The 256-nt window shown below is 69.1% G+C and carries 1 protein-coding gene; it reads left to right on the top strand.

The window, feature by feature from the left end; genetic code table 11:
- Positions 1-29: 29 nt before the first annotated feature.
- A partial coding sequence (locus tag CVH10_RS22325; protein WP_219925011.1) for a metallophosphoesterase occupies positions 30-256 on the top strand: 227 nt, incomplete at its 3' end.

Here is a 256-nt window from a genome sequence, read left to right as displayed (position 1 = left end):
CCGGCCTGGAACCCGGCCCGGCCAAGAGGATGCGCGTCGCCGCCGGCGGCGACCTGCACGTCGGGGAGACCAGCGAACGCCCTTACCGCGACCTGTTCGAGCGGGTGTCGGACGACGCCGACGTCCTGTGCCTGTGCGGCGACCTGCCCAACTACGGCAAGACGCCCGAGGTGGAGCGGCTTCTGGAGGATTTGAGACTCTGCACCATCCCCATGGTCGGCGTTCTGGGCAATCACGAGCACGAATGCGGCCAGCC

This window comes from Halomonas sp. ND22Bw (genome assembly GCF_003011945.1).
GTDB classification, from domain to species: Bacteria; Pseudomonadota; Gammaproteobacteria; order Pseudomonadales; family Halomonadaceae; genus Halomonas; species Halomonas halophila.
This window is presented reverse-complemented; position numbering and strand designations above follow the sequence as displayed.